This window comes from Baaleninema simplex PCC 7105, from assembly GCF_000332355.1.
In the GTDB taxonomy this organism is placed as follows: Bacteria; Cyanobacteriota; Cyanobacteriia; order Cyanobacteriales; family Geitlerinemataceae; genus Baaleninema; species Baaleninema simplex.
This window is the reverse complement of sequence record NZ_KB235958.1, coordinates 1,906,272-1,920,610: the sequence shown is the minus strand read 5'-3', so window position 1 is coordinate 1,920,610 and position 14,339 is coordinate 1,906,272. Positions and strand designations below refer to the sequence as shown.

Sequence of the window (14,339 nt, the reverse complement as noted above, 5' to 3'; positions counted from 1 at the left end):
ACATTACTTAGGGGTCTGATGGTGCATCGGTGAATTTATAGCCGACGCCGACGACGGTTTTGATAAACTGAGGGTGAGTCGGATCGGCTTCGACTTTCTTTCGCAATCGCGCCACGTGGGTATCGACGACTCGCTCGTCTCCAAAAAAATCTTCTCCCCAGAGGCGATCGATCAACTGCGCCCGACTCCAGACGCGCCCCGGATAGCTCATCAACGTTGCCAACAAATTAAATTCCAAGGCCGTTAAATCTAAGGGTTCTTCTCCGTCGCGATCGAGATGGCGGTGAGCCGTTCGGCGATCGAGATTGACCGTAAAAGAGGCGCTCTGATGAATCCGCTCCTGTTCTTGTCCTCCCTGGCGCAAACTACGGCGCAATAACGCTCGAACTCTCGCGACTAACTCCCGAGGGCTAAAGGGTTTGACGAGATAGTCGTCGGCTCCAGTCGATAACCCAATGACGCGATCGATCTCTTCGCCTTTGGCCGTCAACATTAAAATATAGGGATCTTTGATACCGGTTTGCTGTCGGATGCGGGCGCACACTTCCAATCCATCCAACCCCGGCAACATCAAATCCAACACGATTAAATCCGGTTGTTGTTGGCGAAACGCATCGATCGCCGCCCAACCGTCACCGGCCAGATGACAAGAAAACCCTTCGGGTTCGAGGGTTTGTTGCAGCAATCGAGCGATCTCCCAATCGTCTTCAACAATTAAAATTTTCATCTTTCTTCGGCACGGAGACCCCCGCTATACCCGTAAGGGTTAGCGGTGGGAGGAAGTGCCGCCTCCAATGTTAGGTTTACACCGTTTTTTGGATGAATTAAAATGGGAACATGACTCAAGCAATAACGGTTAAATGCAAGCTGATAGTTCCAGCCGAGTTGACCGAAAAGATCGATGAGACTCTGGTGGGCTTTGCTGAGGCTTGCAACCAAATATTGCAAACAGCTAAAGAACACAATGTCTGGAACACGACCAAGCTGCATCACCTGACGTATAAGCCAGTTCGAGAAGCCACCGAACTCAAAGCCAATCACGTTTGTCAGGCAATTCGCCGCGTTGTCAATCAACGAAAAGCCACCCAACAAATCCACAAGTTTCGCCCCACCAGCGTCGGTCTCGACGTTCGGACGTTCAAATATATCGAGTCCAAACAACAGGTCTGTGTAACACTGAAGTCGGGACGAGTCAACTTCGATCTCAAGATGGGTGGCTATCAAATTGCGCTGTTGCGAGGTCAAAGCCCCACCAGTGCAACGCTGAAGAAAACCCGACAAGGGGATTACTACATCAACATCGTTGTGGAAGTCCTCACCCAACCGAAGGGGAGAACCCCCAAGGTTTTGGGAGTCGATCGGGGATTGCGAGATATCGCCACCACCTCCACCGGGAAATCCTGGGAGGGAGAGAAATTGAGGGCGACTCGCGAAAAGTACGTTCGTGTTCGAGCCTCGATTCAAGCCAAACGCACGAAAGGGGCGAAACGCCTCTTGAGAAGGCTCTCTGGGCGTGAATCGAGGTTTCAAAGTTGGGTCAATCACAACATCAGCAAGGAACTCGTTCGAGAAGCCAAAGCTACCGAGTCTGTAATTGCCTTCGAGGATTTGACGGGGATTCGACTGAACGTCAAGCTCAGGAAAAAGACCCGAACCGAAATTCACCGATGGGCGTTCCACCAATTGCAATTGTTTACCGAGTACAAGGCAAACATCGCAGGAGTCGAGGTTGTTACTGTCGATCCTCGCTATACTTCTCAAGCTTGTTCTCGATGCCACCACGTTCACCCCGAACGAGGTAAATCCTATCGCAACGGCAAGCGGTTTAAGTGTGGCTTTTGTGGCTTTGAACATGATGCTGATGTAAACGGAGCGTTAAATATCGCTCAACTGGGGGCTGTTGTAACTCAGCCTGAAATCTCGACCTACGCTTGCCAGTTAGAAGGGCAACTGAGTTTGTTCCCGGCAGGTACGGGTTAGGGATAAAGCCCCCGCTATAGCCGTTAGGCGATTCGGTGGGAATAGTTACCGCTGTTGTTTCGAGGGCAATGACGGACGTTCTCCGCGATCGCGCTGTTGTCGTAATTCCTCGCGAACGCTCATCAAGATTTTACCCAAATGGTTTTCTCCCGTGCGATCGGCACCGCAGCCCCAAAAATAATCGACGGGGGAATCTTCGACTAACCGCTCGTCTCCCGTCTCGAGCAGGATTTGTCTCACGTCCTCGTGGGTGAGAAACTTCGTGCGTACCGCTTCGTACATGACGGTCGTTTTGACCTCGTCCCAATCACAGCGACACCGACGCGAGCGATCGCGCCCCAATCGCGCCGCTTCTTCTGCCGTTTCAGCCGTGCGAATCTCCTCCACGACCGATTCGTCCTTCGTTCCCACGTACTTGTGAGCTTGGTAGTAATGCTCGACCGTTCGCCAAACGCGCCCCTCCAATTCGATGCTGTGAGGCGAAAAATTGGAAAAACAACCGTATTCGCGATCGACTTTATAAAAATAAATGGTCATGTCGTCTAGATGAGGAAATCCGCGATCGACTACCCAAATCCATCCGCTCTCAGTGTACACGACTGCCTTTGACATCCTCACCGCCCGAACCCCTTCAAATCTCGTTCTCGGTTCTCGATAGTAGAGCCTTTTTCTCAACGCTTCGACTCCGCTCAGCGGCTCGACTGAGCGCTCACCGAACGTCGTTGAGTCCGAGCGGAGTCGAGGACTCAATAAGCTTGAATTAATCGAGGTAGCCAAATACTGGTTTTGAGCGATCCGACCAGTCCCTCCATCCCCCCTTAGCCTCCCTTTGTAAGGGGGGTTAGAGGGATGTGGTGAAGACTTCTTGACACCTAGCTTATCGGAAACGGATTGGGTACATCTCAAAAATGTCAATTCATCGGAGACAAGCTGACCTGCTCGGACGAGCGGTTGTTGGGTTCCACTTCGTTCCACCCATGGACGGCAGCGTTGCCGAAGTCCAACCTACCCGGAGCTTCGTGTTGGGTGCATCTCACTTTTGCAAAAACATCAGTTTGGGGTGGCAAAATTCCCGATTAGCACTTCCGGTATAAGATCCCCGGCATCTTGGAGATGCCGGGGATCTGGAAATTGAGTGCGCCCAATTCGATGAATTTACATTTTTGAGATGCACCCAACGGATTCCGTATGATTTACCTTTTTTACGAAACCGTCGTAATATCGGCTCCCAGCCACGCTTGGAAGTTTTTCGCCTGCGTCAACGTCGGATTTTTCACCGGAACTACGCGATAGTTACTTGGCTGAGGTTTGGCGAGGGTGACAGATACCGTTTTCAGTTCGTCTTGATGGAAAACGCTGACTGAAATCGTATCCCCAGGCTTATAGTCTTTCAAGCGATCGGCGATCGCATCGGAACTGACGCGGAAACCATCGATCGCCAGTAGTTCGTCACCAGCATCCAATCCCGCCTGTTGTGCGGGAGAGTCGATTTCCACAAATTGAATCGTCGTACCGTTCCCGTTTCCGTTCCCGTTTCCACTGACTCGCACACCCCAAAACGGCGGTTGTTTGTCAGTATCCGTTTTTAAACTCAACCCGAAAGGTTCGAGAAACTCAGCTAGAGGCAATTCTTCAGTTCCATGAATATAGCGATCGAAAAAGTTGTCTAACTGGCAACCGGCAACTAACTCGAACGCCTCTTGAAGCTGTTCTGGGGTATAGCCAATTTCATCTTTTCCAAACTGCTGCCAAACCTGTTTCATAACATCGTCGATCGAGCGAGTGTTGTCGCTCTTTTGGCGAATCGTCAAATCCAACATCAACGACACGAGTTCCCCTTTCAAATAATAGGAAATTTGTGAATTGTCGCTGTTGGCATCGCGTCGATACAGCTTGATCCAAGCGTCCCAACTCGATTCAGATAGGGGTTGTACGAAACGCCCCGGCGTTGTAAAAAATCGGGTAACATCTTTCGAGAAAATCTTCAAAAACGATTTCGCATCGTAAAGGTTCGCCCACAACGGCAGTAGCATATCGTAATAGCTCGTAACGCCTTCGCAGAACCACAGAGATGGCGTATAGTTTTCGGCAGTGTAGTCAAAACGTTCTAACGCTTTGGGACGAATGCGTTTGACGTTCCACAAATGGAAGAACTCGTGAGCGACCAGTTGCAGAAAACGATTGTAAGAATCGGCTTTTTGGAACCCCAGTCGAGGGTAGTTTAAAGAACAGGAATTTTTGTGTTCTAAGCCACCGAAACCGCTGCCGGATAGGTGTAAAATAAAGAGATAGCGATCGTACGGCAAACCGCCAAACAGTTGAGCTTCGACGCGCACGATGCGATCGATTTCTTCGACCAGGCGATCGAGATCGAGGTTACCCCGTCCCCAAACCACCAGTTCGTGGGATTTACCAAAAATCTCGAACTCGCGGCGTTCTTGAATGCCGATTTCAAACGGACTATCGACTAACGTGTCGAAATCCTCCGCAACAAACGTATTTTCGACCTCGGGAACCGGAGAAAGTGTCGTGGCAATTTGCCAATCGGAATGAGGAAGTGCGATCGCCACTTCAATGGGTCGATCCTCAAATCCTGGTATAAAAAAGAACGTCGCCGCCCCGTTAAAATACCCGTGCGTTCCGTCGAGATGGTTGGTACGAACCGTCAGTTCGTTGGCGAACAACCGATAAGACACCACAATCTCTTCCGTGGTATCCGTTTCGATTTGCCACTGGTGTTTCGAGACTTTACGCCAAGCCAGTGTCGTGCCTTCTGGGGTTTGCGCGGCAAAATCCTGTACGTTGCGAGCGTATTCTCGTACTAAATACGATCCTGGCGTCCATACCGGAAACGTCAAATCTAAGTGTTTCGCCTGCCATTGCGACACCTGCAAGCGAATCTCAAACAGATGAGATTCGGGTTTGGACATCGCCACGGTGTACCGCAAGATCGCGTTTGGAGTGGTTTCGGAAGTGTTCGGTCGAATCGGAATTACTTGAGTCACGATCGCTCTATACTCTCATCACTGTACCGGCAACGCCGCCAACCCACCACAAGCAAGCTGACGTTGCCTTCCTTCTAGGGTAGATCGGGTTTTACGGCGAAGAGGCTTTTTACAGTCACCAGTCACCAGTCACCAGTGAAGACAGGGAACGGGGAACAGTGAAGACAGTCACCAGTCACCAGTCACCAGTGAAGACAGGGAACGGGGAACAGTGAAGACAGTCACCAGTCACCAGTCACCAGTGAAGACAGGGAACGGGGAACAGTGAAGACAGTCACCAGTCACCAGTCACCAGTGAAGACAGGGAACGGGGAACAGGCAACAGGCAACAGTGAAGACAGCAAACAGATAACTGTTTCTCCCCTGCTCCCCCTCTCCCCTTCTCCCCCTCTCCCTGGCTCCCCATCCGCTCGACACCTCAATTGCCCATATGTCCGGCGAGGTGGGTAAGTTGCTTGAGGTTGACCAAATACATCGCTTGGCTGGCTTCGTCGATTTCGACCCAACCCTTGCTGACGAGCTTTTCCATAATTTTACGGGCGTCGTCGGCCGTAATGTCGGCCACGTCTGCCAAATCTTTCAAATCGAGGTTGTAAATTTTGGTTCCCTTTTCCGTCGCTTCGCCGTAGCTTTCAGCCAGAGAGACCAAGGTTCGGGCTAACTTAATGGCTGGAGGACGGTTCCGTATTTGAAAACGCGCGTTGGTTTGACGCAGGCGACGCACCATCAACTGCAACATCCGGTGATGTAATTGCGCGTCCTTAAACAGTGTTTGAATGAAGCGTTGCGCCGAAACGCTGAGTAACTTCACACTGGAGAGGGCGATCGCGTCGCTCGATCGCGGTGATTCGTCCAAAATCGCCATTTCGCCGAAGAAGTCGCCCTGTCCGAGAACGGCGAGAGTCACGGCATCTTCTCCAGAGAGGCGTCGGACTTTCACCCAACCCGACATGACAAAATAAACAGCGTTCCCCCAGGCGTCTTCCATCAACACGGCACGACCAGGGGGATACTCGTGTTCGTCAGCCACTGACAGCAGCCAATCGACCGTTTCGGGATTTGCCGCGTTGAACAGGGGGAACAGCTCGCTAAAGGCTTCGCTTTGCATGAACTCGATCGAGAGATAGCCAATATCAGGGGTCACTGCAACAGATGCCAGGGATGTCTCCCGGCGATCGAAAAACCTCAACCCCTACTTGATGATAATGCGACGAACCGCGATCGAGAGCAACTCTGTTAGATTCTTCGGGGAACGGGGGAGGGGGAGAGGGGGAGAGGGGGAGAGGGGGGAGAGGGGGGAGAGGGGGAGCAGGGGAGAGGGGGAGCAAGGGAGTAGGGGGGACAAGCAAGAAACTGTCTTAACTCTTAACTCTTCACTGGTGACTGGTGACTGGTGACTGGTGACTGTAAAGCATCACCCCAGGAATAGGTCATCGAGGACGAGCTTGTTGCTTTGAGAACCGATCGCAATCGATCTCGCCACCCCTGAAAACGGAACGACAGCCGTTTCAAAGACATCGTACGCTTGGGGAAACTCCCCTGGGGTCGTCGGTTCTAACGTTGCCGTTGCCAGTTGGTTTCCCGTTCCGTTCGCCCCGTCGAAAATGGCGATCGTGTGGTCGCGGAACGGTGACGCGTAGGATAACGCCACCTGTCCCGTAAACCCTTGGGCGACATCGACGACGATCGCCTCTCCTTCTCCGTAAGTCAAAGCAGTCACGCCGCTGGGGGCTTCCTCGAAATTACCGCCGAACCCGTCATCGACACCCATTTTTTTCAAACCGCAGGCACTCATAATCCCCAAGGCGTTCTCTGAAAACGAAATGCCGCGATCGCCGTAAAAATTTCCCACCGACGTTAAATTATCGATTCCCTCAAAGTTCAACAAACTCGGTAAATCGCTGCGATCGATCGTCAGCGTTGCCGAATCTTCGTCTCCCAACATCGCCCCGTTGGTCGGGTCGGTCAGTTCCAAGATTACCGTTTCGGGGGGTTCGACGAGCAAATCGTCCGAAATCGGCAATCGCGCGATTTGTTCGGTTTCCCCATCGGCGAACGTCACCTGAATCGGCGTCGGATCGAAATCTCCAGGGCTTTCAGCCGTTCCATCCCGTGCGACGAGCGTGACGCTGACTGCTCCAGTACTGCCCCCTTCCCGCAAAATCTGAATTTCGGCAAAGGTGTTTCCATCTTCGGCGACGAAAAAGTTGGAACTGCCGAAAACTAGAGTTCCCGCTGCTTCGGGAGGTTCGGGAGGTTCGGGGGGTTCGGGGGGTTCCGTATCGTTATCGAACACCACCAAAATCGCCGTAGCTTGGGTTCCCAGCATCGTTCCCGCACTGGGGTTTGTCAGGGCGAGGTTGATGGTTTCAGCACTTTCGACTTCAATGTCTTCAGAAATCGGAACGTTGATGGTTTTCTCGGTTTCGTTGGGGGCGAAGCTAATTTCGATCGGCGTATTGTCGTAATCAGCGGGAAACGTTGCCGTTCCGTCGTTGAGAACCACGGTCGCCGTCGAGGTTTTGTCTAAATTTCCCGATCGCACCACCGTTACCGCCATCACGGCCGTTCCGTCTTCGTTGACCTCGAAAATCGACTCGGAAAATGCTAATAGCGTATCGTCATCGGTAATGACAATTTGAGCGCGATCGTCGCTTCCGGCGGTCACGTTTTCTGGCAAATCTACCAGTTGCAGGTTGACTGTTTCGAGGGGTTCGGGAATGTCATCGTCGATAATAGGAACGGTGACGGTTTTTTTCGTTTCACCCGCCTCGAATTCGACGGGAATCTGTTGCAGCGGAAAATCGTCGGGAAACGTCCCCGTTCCGTCTGTCACCTGAACGACCAGATTCACGGGAACTTCTGTAACCCCCGATCGCAACAGCGTTACCTCGACCCCTTCGTTTTCCTCCTGGGTGGGAAAAATTGTCTCTTGAAACTGAACGACGATGTCGTTGTCGGCAATCTCCAACACCGCCGTCTGACGGTCTCCCAAACTCGCGCCGCCGAGGGGATCGCTCAAGGTCAAATTGAGGGTTTCCGTCTCTTCGATAATGTCGTCGTCGATAATGGGAATCTCGACGATTTTGGTGGTTTCCGTGGGGTCGAAAAAGACCGCGATCGGAGACGGGTCGAAATCTCCCATCGTCGCCGAGTCCGCACTCGGCGTGACCGTGACTCCGATCGTGTTTCCGCTGCTGATGTTGCGCGTCAACGTTACCGCCATCACGGCCGTTCCGTCTTCTGTGACCCGAAACGTCGAGTCGGCGAATTCCACCACATCGAGTTTGACGACCAGGGTTTCGTCGATAGGCCCGGACACCTCGTCTTCAGACAGCAGGCGCACGAGGATTTCTTGCGTGTCTCGGACGCGCACGACCGTTGCGAAGTTATCGTCGTCGGGGGGAATCAGTTCTAAGTCGTCAGCGGTCAGATCTCCGACGATTCCGAGGCGATCGCGATCGGGATCGAAATCGAGAACCACATCGAAGTTTTCTAAACGCGGATCGACGTCGATCGTTTGGTCGGTCGGTTCGTCGTCGGGGTCGAAAAACGGTTGCAGGAGGACGATGTCATCGCCGTCCCCTGTAAAAATCAGATCGCGTCCGCCATCACCGCTGAGGATATCGTCTCCGTCTTGTCCGAGGAGGGTATCTTGTCCGCTTCCGCCGCGAAGGATGTCGTCGCCGTCGCCTCCGTCGAGGCTGTCGTTGTCGAGGTCTCCTCGGAGGAGATCGTCGCCATCGAGGCCGAGAAGGGTATCGTCTCCGTCTAAACCGGAGATGATGTCGTCTTCTGAGGTTCCGGGGAGGAAGTTGCCACCGGCGGAAAGGGTGTCTTGGATGACGGCCATAGTCCTCTGACTCGCTAAGGGTTAGAAATGTACGATCGCGCGTCGTGGAGATGCTGCCCTATCTGTTAAAGACTATACCAAAATTGAGAGCGTGTCTCCGGTTCGATCGCACGAACGAGAAACCTCCTGTCTGTGGAGGGCAAGAGGGGAGCGATCGCTTGTTTGTTTCTGACGAGTTTAGAGCGACTGGGGTTCCAAATTTCCAACTTTAAAACAATAAGTTAAGACGGCGTCGCGAGGGGGGAGTAGAGACGCCCGAACTGCACGCCTCTACCCGCGTTGCGAGGTTGCGATTTCCAACACTATTGGAGCGATCGCACGAACTTTTCTAACCGATCCATCCCTTTTTCGATCGCGGACATCTCCGTCGCGTAAGACAATCGCAAACAGGTATCGGTTCCGAAGGCAATGCCGGGTACTGCTGCCACGTGATACTCTTCGAGCAAGCGATCGCAAAACTCCAGAGACGACAACCCCATACTGGCGATATCCACAAACACGTAGAACGCGCCGTTCGGAGTCGGAGCGCTCAAACCGGGAATACTGTGGATACGATCGAGAACGTAAGCGCGACGTTTGGCAAAACTCGATCGCATCTCCTCGATACATCCGGGGGACTCGGGAGATTGCAACGCCGCGATCGCCCCGTACTGAGCGAAGGTGCAAACATTGGAAGTACTGTGACTTTGTAGCGTACTCGTGGCTTTAATCAACTCCACCGGCGCCGCCAAATACCCCACGCGCCATCCCGTCATCGAAAACGCTTTGGCGAAGCCGTTACTCGTAATCGTGCGATCGCGCACTTGCGGACTGACCGAACCGATGCTCAAATGCTCGGCACCATCGTAAAGAATTTTCTCGTAAATCTCATCTGAAATCACCCAAATTCCCGCCTCGAGAACCACCTCCGCCAAAGCGCGAATTTCGTCCGGCGTATACACCACCCCCGTCGGGTTCGAGGGAGAATTGAGGACGAACAGCTTCGTTTTCGGACTAATCGCCGCTTTCAACCGTTCCGGCGTAATCTTAAACTGCGTCTGGGCTGTGGTGGACACGATAACCGGAACCCCTTGCGCCAGCTTCACCATTTCCGGGTAACTCACCCAGTAGGGAGCGGGAACGATAACCTCGTCACCGGGATCGACGAGCGCTAAAATCGCATTGAACAGCGATTGTTTCCCCCCGTTCGTCACCTGAACGTTTTCGGCGGCGTAATCGAGTTGATTTTCCGTCTGTAACTTATAGGCGATCGCCTGGCGCAGTTGCGGTTCCCCAGCAACCGGTCCGTAGCGAGTTTTCCCCTCGTCCAGCGCCCGTTTGGCTGCTTCGACGACGTGTTGGGGCGTTCCGAAATCCGGTTCTCCCGCACTGAAGCTGCACACATCGATCCCCTGGGCTTTCATAGCTTTCGCTTTGGCGGAAATCGCCAGGGTCATCGAAGGAGGAACTTGACCGACTCGTGCTGATATTTTCATCGAGATTAATACGCTGTTGAATACCCTGCAAGTGGTAATTAGGGGAATTTTACCGCTAACGTCTCGATCGAAGAGTATCCTTTCGGTCAGACGACGGTGACATCCTCCACCATTGAAGCGATGATGGGAAAAACACCCATACAATCGTCGGAGCAGGGGATGAGGGTAGGAGGGAACGTTCGCCGATATGGTTTTGCGCCGCTTGGCTAACGAAATTTCACATCGCATTCCGTTACGAACGGTTTTAATCGTCCCCTTCGCCCTCCAAATTTTCGCGGCGGTGGGACTGACGGGATATTTATCGTTTCGCAACGGTCAAAAAGCCATCGACGACATCTCGACCCAGTTGCGAGACGAGCTGACCGATCGCATCGAAGAACGGCTCGATCGCTACCTCGAAGCGCCCCATCTCATCAACCAGCTTAACGCCCAAGCCTTTCAATTAGGACAGCTAGACTTACAAAACTTATCCCAACTCGATCGCCACCTCGCCCAGCGGATTCGCCTGTTCGACAACGTCACCTATGTTTACTTCGGCAACCCCAAAGGAGAGTTTAGCGGCGTCGAGCGCGTCCCCGACGGCTCGATTCGCATTGGCACCTCAGGCCGGAAAACCCCGAACGACGATAATTTCTACACTTACGCCACCGACGGCGGGGGAAACCGAGGAGAACAGCTCTCGGCCGTTCCGGGGTACGACTTGCTGACGCGGCCGTGGTACGTCGACGCCGTCAACGCCGAAACCGCCATTTGGGGAGAAATTTACGTTTGGGCAGCTCCCTATCCGAACTTAGCACTTCCGGCAGCGTTACCCCTGTACGACGACGACGAACTCCTCGGCGTGTTCGCTGTCGATATCTCGCTGCTCGACATCAGCAACTTTTTACGCACCCTCGACATCGGACAAACCGGCCAGACATTTATTGTCGATCGCCACGGACAACTCGTCGCCACCTCCGTCGACGAACAACCCTTTTCGCAAAAAGGCGACACCCCCGAACGCCTGTACGCCACGGCCAGCCAAAACGGCCTCGTCAGCGCCACGGCTACCTACTTACTGACGGAATTCGGCAGCTTCGAGGCGATCGACACCCGCATCCAACGCACCTTTGACTGGAACGGAAACCGACAGTTAGTACAGGTGACGCCGTTTCGCGACGAGTGGGGGTTGAACTGGGCGATCGTGGTGGCGGTTCCCGAGTCGGACTTTATGGCTCGCATCCACGCCAACACCCGCAATACCATCGTCCTCTGCGCGATCGCCCTCGGAGTCTCGACGGGAATCGGTATCGTGACGGCGCGATGGGTGGTTCGACCGATCCAACGCCTCAACCAGTCGGCCAAGTCTCTCTCTCAGGGGAATTGGGACGCACAAACCCACGATCGCCGAACTCTCAAGCGAGCGGACGAAATCGGCGAACTGGGGCGATCGTTCGATCGCATGGCGCAACAACTCCAAGCCTCCTTCGCCTCCCTACAAGCGAAGAACGAGCAAATGGAACGACTCGATCGCCTCAAAGACGAATTTCTCGCCAATACCTCCCACGAACTACGAACCCCCCTCAACGGCACCATCGGTATCGCCGAATCGATGCTCGACGGCGTTACCGGCCCCCTCAACCCCACGCAACAGAAAAACCTCACCCTGATCGTCCAAAGTTGCTATCGGTTAACGGCGTTAGTCAACGATATTCTCGACTTTTCCAAACTCAAACACAAAGAGATCGAACTGCAACGCAAACCCGTCGGCGTGCGCGAAATTGCCGAAGCCATTCTCAGTCTCTGTCAGTCGCTGGTGACGCGGAAAAACGTCCAACTCGTCAACGCCATTTCTCCCCAGCTCCCGCTGGCTTACGCTGACGAAAACCGCTTGCAGCAAATTCTCTACAACCTCGTCGGTAACGCGATTAAATTCACCGATGAGGGATTTGTGGGGATTTCCGCCGAGTGCGTCCCCAACAGTACCGCTGAGGAAGCGACCCATTTAGCCGTGACTGTTTCCGATACGGGAATCGGAATGAAGGAGGAACAACTCGATCGCATTTTCGAGTCCTTCGAGCAAGCCGACGGTTCTACCGCTCGCGAATATGGGGGAACGGGGCTGGGGTTGGCGGTGACGAAGCAACTCGTGGAACTGCACGGGGGGACGATCTCTGTCAAATCGATTGCGGGGAAAGGCTCGCAATTTACGTTTACCCTTCCGGTAGCCGATCGCCAAGCTCAGGAACGCCGCGAGGATTCGTCTTCCTGTTTGCTTCCGGTGTTGGCGTTACCCCAAACCCTCGATCTCGACGCAACAGATCGGTCTTTTGTCGAACGGCCGCTGAACGGGGCGATCGAGATCGACCGTTACGGACAGAGCTTGAGAACCGATCTCCCCCGACCCGAACGACGCTTTAGTATTCTCATCGTGGACGACGAACCGATCAACCTTCAGGTTCTCATCAATCACCTCTCCCCAGAACACTATCAAATTACCCAAGCCTCCAACGGTCTCGAAGCCCTTAAATCGATCGAAAACGGTTTAAAACCCGATTTGATCCTGCTCGATGTCATGATGCCCAAAATGACGGGCTACGAGGTGACGGCAAAGCTACGGGAAAAATACTCCGCACACGAACTCCCCATTTTGATGCTTACAGCGAAAACGCAAGCAGAAGATATCGTTCAAGGACTCAATTTAGGGGCGAACGACTATTTGACTAAACCGATCAATAAAAAGGAACTCCTCGCTCGCCTGCAAACTCACTTGCGCCTATCTCATTTAAGTATGGCCTATGCGAAATTCGTTCCCCATCAATTTTTAAAATTGCTCAATAAAGAAAGTATTTTAGAGGTTAAGCTCGGCGATACGGTACGTCAAGAAATGTCAGTGTTGTTTTCCGATATTCGCGATTTTACTCGGTTGAGCGAAGATATGACGCCGGAGGATAATTTTAAATTTATCAACGGTTATTTATCGCGCATGGAACCGGCAATTTTAGAAAATAATGGATTTATCGATAAATATATTGGCGATGCGATAATGGCATTGTTTCAAGGAAGTGCTGACGATGCCGTTCGAGGGGGGATTAGTATGTTGAAACGGCTCAATCGATATAATAAAACGCGACAACGTCCCGAACGTCCGTCGTTAAAAATTGGTATCGGGATTAATACTGGAATGTTAATGTTGGGAACGGTAGGCGGACAGAAACGGATGGACAGTACGGCGATTAGCGATGCCGTTAATTTAGCGTCTCGCGTCGAAGGATTGACGAAATTGTACGGAGTGTCTTTGTTAATTACCGATCGCACGTTTTGCAGGTTACAGTCTTCTCAAGATTATCATATCCGACTCATCGATCGCGTAGCGGTTAAAGGAAAAAGCGATCGGACGCCAGTTTTTGAAGTGTTCGATGCCGATCCCCCCGGAATTCGTGAGAGTAAATCTAAAACGAGAACTCATTTCGAGCAGGCGTTAGTATTGTTTGAGTTGAAACAATACGAAGAAGCTGAAAAACTGTTTGCTGACTGTTTGCAGCGCAATCCTAACGATACTGTGACTAAAATTTATATGCAACGCTGTCACAGTCAAAAGTTTAATCTGAGTTAAAGGGGGATATAGCAACCCTAAATCAGTTGTGTAACAAAATCGGGAGCAGGGAACGGGAAGGGTGCATCTCACTTTTGCACCCGGAACCCCACCCATCCTCCCCTTAGTAAGGGGAGGTGCCGAAGGACGTTCGGCGAGCGCTCAGTCGAGGGTGCATCCCAGTTTTGCAAGTGTTAGGCGTAAAAGTCTCCATTGAGATAAGCACAGCGTTGCTTGAGGACTTGTGGAACGTTCTGACGTTCCCACTGAGCGCCGGAAATCTTGAGACGCCGACCAATCTGCTTGACCGTCGATTCAATGGCTCCAGAGCCGATAGAAATCCCTTCACACTGGTAATAGCTGTAGTTGACGATGCGGTGTCGATGTTTTGCACGTAAGCCACCAACTTGGTGACGCGCGGGTGTGACCAATCCTCGAACTGAGCCAGCGAC

The 14,339-nt window shown here is 52.7% G+C and carries 8 protein-coding genes and 1 pseudogene; 2 read left to right on the top strand and 7 right to left on the bottom strand.

Annotation, left to right across the window (positions count from 1 at the left end):
* Positions 1-7: 7 nt before the first annotated feature.
* Positions 8-727 carry a response regulator gene (locus GEI7105_RS0110630; RefSeq protein ID WP_017660446.1) on the bottom strand — a complete coding sequence of 240 codons (720 nt, stop codon included), beginning with the start codon at positions 725-727 and terminating at the stop codon, positions 8-10.
* A gap of 215 nt (positions 728-942) precedes the next feature.
* On the opposite strand from GEI7105_RS0110630, the gene GEI7105_RS0110625 reads away from it, so the two are divergent.
* Positions 943-1,980 carry an RNA-guided endonuclease InsQ/TnpB family protein gene (locus GEI7105_RS0110625; protein ID WP_245555398.1) on the top strand — a complete coding sequence of 346 codons (1,038 nt, stop codon included), beginning with the start codon at positions 943-945 and terminating at the stop codon, positions 1,978-1,980.
* 45 nt (positions 1,981-2,025) lie between these two features.
* On the opposite strand, the gene ybiA is transcribed toward GEI7105_RS0110625, so the two are convergent.
* The 5 genes from ybiA to GEI7105_RS0110595 form a co-directional block, all read right to left on the bottom strand.
* Positions 2,026-2,517 (bottom strand): riboflavin biosynthesis intermediates N-glycosidase, encoded by a 492-nt coding sequence (ybiA, locus tag GEI7105_RS0110620; RefSeq protein ID WP_017660444.1) that lies wholly within the window; start codon positions 2,515-2,517, stop codon positions 2,026-2,028.
* Between the two features lie 665 nt (positions 2,518-3,182).
* Positions 3,183-4,985 (bottom strand): M61 family metallopeptidase, encoded by a 1,803-nt coding sequence (locus GEI7105_RS0110615; protein ID WP_017660443.1) that lies wholly within the window; start codon positions 4,983-4,985, stop codon positions 3,183-3,185.
* A gap of 418 nt (positions 4,986-5,403) precedes the next feature.
* Positions 5,404-6,093, bottom strand: a complete 690-nt coding sequence (locus GEI7105_RS0110610; RefSeq protein ID WP_035492940.1) for a Crp/Fnr family transcriptional regulator — start codon at positions 6,091-6,093, stop codon at positions 5,404-5,406.
* Between the two features lie 306 nt (positions 6,094-6,399).
* Complete coding sequence (locus GEI7105_RS0110600) at positions 6,400-8,838, bottom strand: Calx-beta domain-containing protein (RefSeq protein WP_017660440.1); 2,439 nt, start codon at positions 8,836-8,838, stop codon at positions 6,400-6,402.
* A 302-nt stretch (positions 8,839-9,140) separates the two neighbouring features.
* On the bottom strand, positions 9,141-10,313 hold the full coding sequence (locus tag GEI7105_RS0110595) for a pyridoxal phosphate-dependent aminotransferase (protein WP_026097574.1): 1,173 nt from the start codon (positions 10,311-10,313) through the stop codon (positions 9,141-9,143).
* 187 nt (positions 10,314-10,500) lie between these two features.
* Here GEI7105_RS0110595 and GEI7105_RS0110590 point away from each other — a divergent pair, with 187 nt between their 5' ends.
* Positions 10,501-13,908 carry an ATP-binding protein gene (locus GEI7105_RS0110590; protein WP_017660438.1) on the top strand — a complete coding sequence of 1,136 codons (3,408 nt, stop codon included), beginning with the start codon at positions 10,501-10,503 and terminating at the stop codon, positions 13,906-13,908.
* 173 nt (positions 13,909-14,081) lie between these two features.
* On the opposite strand, the pseudogene GEI7105_RS37100 reads toward GEI7105_RS0110590, so the two are convergent.
* A pseudogene (locus tag GEI7105_RS37100) lies at positions 14,082-14,339 on the bottom strand (ISKra4 family transposase); the annotation flags it as partial.